Origin of the sequence: Dietzia sp. DQ11-38-2 (genome assembly GCF_014145055.1) — a bacterium.
GTDB lineage: Bacteria > Actinomycetota > Actinomycetes > Mycobacteriales > Mycobacteriaceae > Dietzia.
This window is the reverse complement of record NZ_JAALDW010000233.1, coordinates 7841-15985: the sequence shown is the minus strand read 5'-3', so window position 1 is coordinate 15985 and position 8145 is coordinate 7841. Positions and strand designations below refer to the sequence as shown.

Genomic DNA, 8145 nt, shown 5'->3' with positions numbered 1-8145 from the left:
CCGAGTTGCGCGCGGCCGATCCGCCGACGACCGGCGGCCGGGTCCTGTCCTACGTCTACGACTCGGGACTGGAGGGGGTGGACCGCGTGGCCGTCCGCGCGGCCGGTCTGGCGCACGGCGTCAACGGCCTCGACCCGACCGTGTTCGGGTCGGTCGCGCGGATCCACCGCGGGATCGTGGACCGGGTTCGCACGATCCTGGGCGGGGGCCCCGGCGACGGTCGGGATATCGACGACGACGTCCACGGTGTCGTGACGTCAGGCGGCACCGAGAGCTGCATGCTGGCGTGTCTGGCGGCCCGGGAGGTCGCGGGGCGTGCCCCCGGCAGCGGCGGGACGATCGTCGCCCCGGTGACCGTCCACGCGGCGTTCCGCAAGGCCGCTCACGTCCTGGGGATGCGGTTCGTCGGCGTCGAGGTGGATCCCGCCTCGGGCCGCGTGTCCGCCGCGGACCTCCTGGGTGCCGTGGATCGGGACACCTGCCTGGTGGTGTGCTCGGCGTCTTCCTACCCCACCGGTGTGATCGACCCGGTCGAACAGGTCGCCGCCGGGCTCGACGCGCACCATGACCCGCGGATCGGGCTGCACGTCGACGCCTGCCTGGGCGGACTGGTGCTGCCGTTCTGGCCGGGCGGGGTGGGGTCGATGTGGGATCTGCGAATCGGGCGTGTGACCAGCATCTCCGCCGATCTGCACAAGTACGGTTTCGCCCCCAAAGGGACCTCGGTGCTGCTCAGCCGGGGCCGCACCAGGCATCGCGCATCCTGGTTCTCCACCGTGGACTGGCCGGGCTACCCGGTGGTCAACCCCACCCTGTCCGGGTCCAAGCCACTCGAACCCGCGGCCGCCGCGTGGGCGGTGCTCGAGGCCCTGGGCGACGACGGTCAGTCCGAACTCGTCGCGCGCACCGCCAGGGCGACCGCGGCCCTCGTGGAGGGCTTGTCCGGAATCGAGGGCCTGCGGGTGATCGACTCCGATCCAGGACCCCTGATCACCGTGGTGGCCGACGGGTCGGTGGGAGATGCCGGGCGGGTCCACCCCCACCTGTGGGCGGACGAGTGCGGTCGAAGGGGCATCGCGGTGCAGGCGCAACCGGCCTACCGCCAGCAGCGCGGTGCGTTGCCGTCGTCGTCCCACCTCACCATCACCCCGGTGACCGAACGCTTGACGGACGAGATCCTCGCCGTGGCGCGGGCGTCCGCCGACGCGGTGCGCGGGATGCCGGACCCGTCGCCCCCGGCGGCGTTCGCCGACGTCCTGGCCGCGCTGGAGGCCGGCGCCCTCTCCCCCGGTGATCTGCTGACCCTCAACGAGGATGACGTGCACGCGATGGTGTCCGGGGTCCTCGGCGACACAGGTGGAAAAGACGACGGCATGGCGCCACTCCTCGCGGCGATCGAGCGCCTCCCGGCCGAGGTGGGCGCCCGGCTCGTGCGTGCGTACCTCGCGGCTGTGATGGAGTAGTCAGGTCCACGACGACGGCCGCCCCCCGACCGGAGTCGAGGGGCGGCGCGTGATGGCACGTGCTTGTGTCAGACCAGGACCGGCGCAGACCAGGACCGGGTCAGGCCCGGATCGCGTCAGACCAGGACCGCGATGGCGACGTTGACCACTCCCAGAATGCCGGCGACGTTCGCCAGGGTCCTCGTGCTGCCCGCGGCCCTGGCCTCCCGGCGCACGCCGATCACCGCCACGACCAGGATGACGATCGCGATGACGAGCTTGACCCCGATCTTCATGTGGTTGAGGTCCACGTCCTGCATCTCGCGCAGGCCGACGAGTAGAAGGCCGGTCACGACCTGGAGGATCGCACCGTGCAGGATCGCCTTGTTCACCAGCGGCGCCTTGATGGTGGCGAGCCACCCGCCGATGATTCCGGCCAGGCCGATGAAGTGTAGGATCAGAACGATGTCAAAAACGAGGTCCATGGGAAGAAGTGTCTCAAACCCCCTGGTCAGGGTGGTCGCTAAGGATCGCCTAACCGCCCGAGCGGGGTTCAGCGGTGCAGCAGGGTCGCAAATCCCACCAGTGCGACCCCGCCGACGGTCATCACGGCGAACGCCACCCACCGCGTGTCCCATCCGAGCATCCGCTCGTACGCCGCGGTGACCTTCCGGGTGGCGACGGGGAAGCGTGACCACACCCACGCCAGGAGAACGAACGGTCCGATCAGCGCGACCAGGAAGACGAGGTAGGCGCACACCCTGACCACGGGATCCGTGCTCACGCTCTCGACCAACCGTCCGGTGAGATACATGATCGGAAGTGTGGTCAGGCCGATGACGGCCGAGGTGAACCCGAGGACGAACAGGGCGGCCGGCGGCGAGCTCTGGTCGGGTGCCCGCTCCGGGCGTCGTGGGAGCTCGGGGACGACCCGGACCCACAGCACCATCGCGCACGCCAGAGCCAGCAGAAGCACGCCCACCACCAGGTCGACGTCGCGATTCTCCACCACCGCATCCCCGCGCCGGTGGACCTGGTCCACGAGATTCGCGGGGTTGACGCCGTGGAGGACCAGCGCGAGCGCGGTGGCCCCGGACGCCAGACCCGTGAGCAACCACGTCATACGTGCGCGCACGTTCTGATTCCGCGCGAGGATGTCGGCGGTCGCGCCGTAGAGCGCGGGACTCAGGCCCAGCGCCAGGCCGAACCCGATCAGTGTCGGCACGGCCGCGATCCATCCCGCCACCTCGTGCATGCGCCCCCGTTTCGTCGTCTCGACAGTAGTACCGATTGGGGACCGGTCGCGCCCGGGTCGGCAATAGTATGACCAGTGTTCACCGCCGCTGAGAGGACCACGATGCGCGTACTCGTCACCAGTTCCAGGAACACCTTCGCCCTGGACATCATCCGCAAGCTCGGCAGCCGTGGTCACACCGTGGTGGCGAGCGACACCTACTCGGGAGCGACGGGCAGTCACTCCAAGTACCTCGCGGGCCACGCCGTCACGGCCTCCCCCCGCTACGACACCGACCAGTTCATCCGCGACGTGAACCGGATCGTCGGAGAGTACGAGATCGACCTGATCATCCCGACCTTCGAGGAGGTGTTCTACCTCGCGGCCCGGGCCGCCGATCTGCCCGCGGGGGTCACGCTCTTCGCCGGGAGATTTGCCAAGCTCGCGCAGTTGCACGACAAGGCCAGCTTCCAGCGGCTGGTGGAGCGGTCCGGAGTGCCGATCCCCGAGACAGTCGTCGCCACAGACCATGCCTCGCTGATGGCCGCCATCGACAAGTACCCGCGCTATTTCGCTCGCGCGGCGTTCTCGCGGGGAGGCGTGGGTCTGTTGACCAACACCGGGCCGCTGGCGGGCAAGATGTCCGTTGACGACTGCCACCCCACCGAGGAACAGCCGTGGCTCGTCCAACCGTTCGTCGACGGCCCCATGGTGTGTACCTACAGCACCGTCGTGGACGGCCGGGTCACCTCGCACTGCACCTATCGCGCGCCCGAGCAGTGGGCGCACAGTACGGGCATCACCTTCCTCGCCGTGGACAGCACCGACACCCTCGACTACACCAGGCGCATCGTCGAGGCACTCGATCCTGGGTTCACGGGCCAGCTCTCCTTCGACTTCGTCGACGACAACGGGCAGTTCTACGCCATCGAGTGCAATCCACGTCCGACCAACGGCGTCATCCTGCTCGGCGCCGAGGAGCTCGAGCAGGCGCTGACCGGCGGGAACTCCGAGCCGTTCGTCGTCGAACCGGGCGTCGAGCGCCAGATCAGCCTTGCCGTACTCGCCGACGCGTTCGCCGAGCCGCTCAAGCATCTGCCCACCTCACTGCACGACCTGCTCCACGTGAAGGACGTCGGTTCGGGGTGGCACGACTCCTTCGCCATGATGTGGAGCCCCGCGACGCTCATCCACGGTGCCAAGCTGAGCCACGGCCAGCGCAAGGAGTTGCTGGGCGCTCTGGGCGACGACATCGTGTGGAACGGAGAGCCCATCACGAGAATGAGCGCGGCCGATGCAGCCTCCCTCGAGGACGTTCACGAGCAGCGGATCTGAGAATCGCGCGGTCAGGTGTGTCCTTCGCTCTCGGGTTGCGGCCGGGACCGGTCCGCCGGTCGACACCGGTGAGGCAGTCGGTGGAAACGTGATACTGCACCGCCCGCTGGTGTCGTCCCTGGTGGCCGGTACCCCGGGAGTGCGCAGCGTCAGACGACCGGCCGACGATGGCAGGCCCGCGTTCGACCTGGCCTACGTGCGGACCGGCCCGCGCACCCGCCGCCCGACGGTGGTGGTCCCCGGCGGCCCGGGACTGGGTTCGGTGCTCCCCTATCGCGGGTTCAGGCGCCATGCCGGTCGCCTCGGGCTCGATCTGATCATGATCGAGCACAGGGGCGTCGGCCTGTCCCGCACCGACACCTCCGGGCGGGACCTGCCGGAATCGGCCATGCGGGTCGCCGCCGTCGCCGGGGACATCGCCGCGGTTCTCGACCGGGAGCACGTGGACTCGGCTCACCTCGCCGGATCCTCCTACGGGAGCTACGTCGTGTCCTGCGTCGGCGCCCTGTACCCGGAACGCGTCGCGGGGATGCTGTTGGACTCGGCGCTGCAGTCGTCGACGGACATCGACCTGGAGCGGCGGGCCGTGCGCTCGACATTCTGGGAGGCAGACACCGACATCGCGGCGGATGTGCGACGTCTCCACGCGCGCGGGGAGGACGGTCGGCGACTGCTCGACGTGATCCGCGCGGCCCATGAGTTGGGTGGGCCGGAACTGCTCGGTCCGCTACTGCGGGCGAGGGTGCGGGGACGGGGACGGTTTCCGACCCCGGACGCCGTGGCCTGGCGACTGCTCGAGACGTACGCGACCAGGGGTGGCTCGCCCGCTCGCGTTCCGGGGGTCTACGAGTTCGACCTCGCCGGGACGATCGGATTCCGCGAGCTGGGGTACGGCGCGCCCACGGACGGCCTGCCCCTGGATCCCGCGCTCACCTATGCTCCGATCGCGCACCGGTTCCCCGGGTTCGATGCGGAGCCGGTCGACCTGCGTCGCGAGACCTCCCGGTTCACCTGGCCGATGGTGCTTCTCAGCGGTACCAGGGATCTGCGCACACCGCCCGCCATCGCTGATCGCGTGGCCTCGATCGCCCCGGACCCGGTTGTCGCCCGGATCGACAACGGCCACAGTGCGTTGGACACCCATCCCGAAGCGATGCTGGTCGCGATCGAGCACCTGGTCACCGGTCGTCACCACGATCTTCCCGGCCGGGTCGATGCGCTGAACGCTCTTCCCCGCCGCGGCGTGTCGGCCCGGTTTCCGGACGTCCTCTCGGGACTGGTTCGCCGTGTCGGGACCTGAGCCTGGAGGCGAGTCGTTCAGGCGTCCTCGGACTGACGCGGCAGGACCACGACGGGCGAGTGCGCGTGCGACACCACATGCTGGCTCACCGAGCCCATGAGCAGTCCGCGGAAGCCACCCCATCCCCGGCTGCCCACCACCACGAGCCGGGCGTCCTGCGACGCGGTGACGATCGCCTCCGCAGGATGACCGCGGATCACGGTCTGCTCGACCTGTGCCTCGTCACCCAGAGTGTCCCGAACGGAGTCCGCGAGCATGGTGCGAGCCCTGTCCTCCAGGACTTCGGGGTCCACCCACCCGGCCATGGCGTACGGGCCGACGACTGCCGGCGTCTCCACTGCGGCGAGCGCGATCACGGGCGCCCCGACCGTGCTCGCGTAGTCGGCGGCCCAGGCCAGGGCCTTGAGCGAGTCCGGGCCCCCGTCCACCCCTACGACGACTGGCTTTGCGTCCATTGGTCGACCTCCTCCGTGAGACCGTCGACGGGGCATCCGGCGTCAGTCCGGATCCGGCGACACTCTCACCGTAGCCGCACGACCACCCCGCCGCGAGGCGGCCGACGAAAAATCGAGGGGTGCTGGTCACGCGAGTTCGACGATCTCCATGTATTCCTGGCTCCACAGGTCCTCGGTCCCGTCGGGCAGGATGATCACCCGCTCGGGCTCGAGGGCCTCTACAGCACCGGGGTCGTGGGTCACCAGGACCACCGCGCCCTCGTAGCTGCGCAGGGCGTCGAGGACCTGCTCGCGCGAGATCGGGTCGAGGTTGTTGGTGGGCTCGTCGAGCAGCAGCACGTTGGCGGCCGACGACACCAGGCCGGCCAACGCCAGTCGGGTGCGCTCGCCACCGGACAGGGTGCCGGCGGGCTGCTCGAGCTGGGGGCCGGTGAACATGAACGCCCCCAGCAGACCGCGCAGGTCCTGCTCCCCCGCGTCGGGTGCGGCGTGGCGGATGTTCTCCCACACACTGGCGTCCATGTCCAGGGTGTCGTGCTCCTGGGCGAAGTAGCCCACCTTGAGGCCGTGGCCGGAGACGACCCCGCCCTCACCGTCGGTGCGCTCGACACCCGCGAGGAGCTTGAGCAGGGTGGTCTTGCCGGCACCGTTGTACCCCAGCACCACCACCCGGCTGCCCTTGTCGATCGCCAGATCCACCCCGGCGAAGACCTCCAGGGAGCCGTACATCTTGGTCAGGCCCTTGGCGAACATCGGGGTCTTGCCGCACGCGGCCGGGGTGGGGAACTTGATGTGCGCCACCTTGTCGGCCACCCGGACCTCGTCGAGCTGGTTCATCATGGTCTCGGCGCGGCGGATCATCTGCTTGGCCGCCGCGGCCTTGGTGGCCTTGGCGCCCAGCTTGGCGGCCTGCGTCTTGAGGGCGGAGGCCTTCTTCTCGGCGTTCGCGCGTTCCCGACGGCGCCGCGCCTCATCGGTGGCGCGGGCGTCGAGGTACTTCTGCCAGCCCATGTTGTAGGCGTCGATCTCCCCGCGTACGGCGTCGAGGAACCACACCCTGTTGACCACGGCCTCGAGGAGTTCCACGTCGTGGGAGATGATGATCAGCCCGCCCTCGTGCTTCTCGAGGAACGAGCGCAGCCACGTGATGGAGTCGGCGTCGAGGTGGTTGGTGGGCTCGTCCAGCAGCAGCATGGTCTGGGACTTGCCCGCCCCGTCGGACGCGGCGAACAGGATTCGGGCCAATTCCACGCGCCGGCGCTGACCGCCCGACAGTGTCCCGAGGTTCTGGGTGAGGATCCGCTCCTCCAGCCCGAGGCTGCTGCAGATGCGCGCCGCCTCGCTCTCGGCCTCGTATCCGCCCCGGGCGGAGAACTCGTCCTCGAGTCGACCGTACTTGCGCACGGCCCTGTCCATCGCCGCATCGTCGGGCGCCTCGACCATCTGCTCCTGGGCCTCGGCCATCTGGAGCATCAGGACGTCCAACCCGCGGGCCGACAGCACCCGGCTGCGGGCCAGCTGGTCCATGTTGCCCTCGCGGGGATCCTGCGGGAGGTACCCCACGTCGCTGGTCGAGACGACCTTCCCGGCGTAGGGCTCCCCCTCACCGGCGAGGATCCTCATCGTCGTCGTCTTCCCCGCGCCGTTCCTGCCCACCAGGCCGATCCGGTCGCCGGGCTGGACCCGCAGCGAGGACCCGTCCATGTGGAGCAGGGTGCGCACGCCGGCGCGCACCTCCAGGTCGTCGATGGTGATCACGTGCGCGGGTACCTCGTCTGTTCTCGGGTGGGTTCTGGCCGACCAGCCACTCTACCTGCGGCGCGAGTCGCGGGACGACTCCGGTGACCGGGGTCTCCGCCCGGGCCTGGTCCACCCGCCGGACAGCGCCCCCGGGGGTGACCTCACCCCGCTCTGCACCCGTACAGGTTCTGGACTGCGCGGCCGGTGCGTCCCACCGGTCGTCGGACAGGAGCGTGTCGGTGATGACGCCGCCACCGGGACCGCCCACGTCTCGAAGTCCAGATGCACCCACCCCGGTTCCGGTTCCCGGTGCAGCGAGACCACAAGGTCGCAGTTGACCCCCGGGTAGGTCAGCGGGTCGGCGGCCAGCTGGTGGTAGAACGCTCCCGGCACGTCCACGCCCTCCCCTCGGCGGTACTGTCAGTCGTGATGGATGCCACGGGGGGTGCACTCTACGACGTCGCCGTCGTCGGTCTCGGACCGTCCGGCCGTGCGCTCGCCTCCCGTTGCGCGGACGCGGGCCTGAGTGTGCTCGCGATCGATCCGCGGCCGGACGCGCCGTGGCGTCAGACGCTGTCCCTGTGGGCCGACCAGCTGCCCCCGTGGCTCTCGGTGACGCAGTGTGGTGTCGACGTCCTG

General features: G+C 69.9%; 8 protein-coding genes. 4 read left to right on the top strand and 4 right to left on the bottom strand.

The window, feature by feature from the left end; all coding sequences use genetic code 11:
• A partial coding sequence (locus G6026_RS08800) for an aminotransferase class V-fold PLP-dependent enzyme (protein ID WP_241727992.1) occupies positions 1-1463 on the top strand: 1463 nt, incomplete at its 5' end.
• 116 nt (positions 1464-1579) lie between these two features.
• On the opposite strand, the gene G6026_RS08795 is transcribed toward G6026_RS08800, so the two are convergent.
• Together G6026_RS08795 and G6026_RS08790 are read right to left on the bottom strand one after the other, a co-directional pair.
• A complete protein-coding gene (locus G6026_RS08795) occupies positions 1580-1927 on the bottom strand; it encodes a hypothetical protein (RefSeq protein WP_182612939.1) in 348 nt (115 codons plus the stop codon).
• A gap of 68 nt (positions 1928-1995) precedes the next feature.
• Positions 1996-2667 (bottom strand): GAP family protein, encoded by a 672-nt coding sequence (locus G6026_RS08790; RefSeq protein ID WP_182612938.1) that lies wholly within the window; start codon positions 2665-2667, stop codon positions 1996-1998.
• A gap of 105 nt (positions 2668-2772) precedes the next feature.
• Here G6026_RS08790 and G6026_RS08785 point away from each other — a divergent pair, with 105 nt between their 5' ends.
• Entirely contained in the window at positions 2773-4011 is a 1239-nt protein-coding gene (locus tag G6026_RS08785; RefSeq protein ID WP_347238082.1) for a carbamoyl-phosphate synthase large subunit, read from the top strand.
• Positions 4012-4099: 88 nt separating this feature from the next.
• Complete coding sequence (locus tag G6026_RS08780) at positions 4100-5311, top strand: alpha/beta fold hydrolase (protein ID WP_309230127.1); 1212 nt, start codon at positions 4100-4102, stop codon at positions 5309-5311.
• Between the two features lie 17 nt (positions 5312-5328).
• Here the strand turns inward: G6026_RS08780 and G6026_RS08775 are convergent, their stop codons facing one another.
• Positions 5329-5766 carry a universal stress protein gene (locus G6026_RS08775; RefSeq protein ID WP_107756486.1) on the bottom strand — a complete coding sequence of 146 codons (438 nt, stop codon included), beginning with the start codon at positions 5764-5766 and terminating at the stop codon, positions 5329-5331.
• Between the two features lie 126 nt (positions 5767-5892).
• Positions 5893-7524 carry an ABC-F family ATP-binding cassette domain-containing protein gene (locus tag G6026_RS08770; protein ID WP_107756487.1) on the bottom strand — a complete coding sequence of 544 codons (1632 nt, stop codon included), beginning with the start codon at positions 7522-7524 and terminating at the stop codon, positions 5893-5895.
• A 411-nt stretch (positions 7525-7935) separates the two neighbouring features.
• Here G6026_RS08770 and G6026_RS08765 point away from each other — a divergent pair.
• The coding region (locus G6026_RS08765) for a lycopene cyclase family protein (protein ID WP_241727991.1) at positions 7936-8145 on the top strand (210 nt) is incomplete at its 3' end.